Annotated in this window: 1 pseudogene; it reads right to left on the reverse strand. The window is 48.9% G+C overall.

Annotated elements, in window-relative coordinates:
* Positions 1–605 precede the first annotated feature (605 nt).
* Positions 606–1,161, reverse strand: a pseudogene (locus tag ACUVJL_RS31025) (calcium-binding protein); the annotation flags it as partial.

Raw genomic sequence — 1,161 nt, forward strand, 5'->3', positions numbered from 1 at the left:
CTCAGTTAACTTCCCCCTGTTCAAATAAACTTGGGCTTGCCGGATATATTCTTGAGTGTTCATTGATCGCCAGCAGTTGCGGTTACTTTACCGCTTCAGTAAACCCGATAAATTTTAATTTGAAAGTTTGATATTTTCCGATTATTTATATTTTATGCGATCGGGCGATCGATTAATTTCACTAATAAATCGTTAAAATTTTTACGCTTGACGTTAAGTTGACACCCATCCCCGCCTTTTACTTCCTACTTTGTTTTGCTTTTGAGACTCAAGCCTCATAAACCCCGTTTCTACGAGATACGGCACTTTTGCTGGTAAATGAAGTACAAAAAACTGGTTTCGCTTCGGGGCGGTGCCAATAGCGCCGGTCCGGAGGGTTTCTGAGGTTTACTTAATTAACCTGGAATCTGCTGTACCTTAGCTTTCCTAGCGAAGTATTTACCAAGAAACCGGGTTTCTGACTCCGCGTGCATAAGTTCTGTCTCTACATTAAAGCTTTCAACTTCGCTCCGCCCCAGGCAGAATGAAGTTGAAAGCTTCCAAGACTTTCAGTGTGAGAACAGCCCCAGATGTTATCCGGTGCTGCCCCACAACTGCCAGTTGTTTTAGAACAGCTCGAAGTTGTTCGAGGTAATTGTCAGGTTAGGCTGCAACTGAGCAATAATTGCGCCGTTGAAGTACAACCCACCGCTTTGTGAGTCGTAGGCCACTTTGCCCGTCTGGGTTGCTGCTGCTGAGGCGGAACCAACGACGACAAACTCGGTCGTCGGGTCCAACGTAGGGCCCAAACTGCTAAACACACCACCGCCTGTTGTCTTCAAGCGGATCTTATCTTCGGCTGGGGTAAAGTCAGTGATGGTGTCTACCCCATATTCGCCACCGCTGGAGAAGAAGTAGAACGTATCGCTGCCAGCACCGCCGGTGAGCACATCACTTCCTCTGTCGCCAGAGATAAAGTCATTGCCAGCACCGCCATTGACAGTATCGTTGTCTTTACCGCCATACAGGCTGTCGTTGCCGTCGCCGCCGCCGACAACATCGTTGCCTTGGCCGCCAAAGACTGTATCGCTCCCCGATCCGCCGAGTACGGTGTCGTTGCCTCTGTCGCCAGAAACCAAGTCATTGCCATCGCCACCGTCTATCAGGTCATCACCTTTACCG

Source organism: Microcoleus sp. OTE_8_concoct_300 (assembly GCF_031383065.1).
In the GTDB taxonomy this organism is placed as follows: Bacteria; Cyanobacteriota; Cyanobacteriia; order Cyanobacteriales; family Microcoleaceae; genus Microcoleus.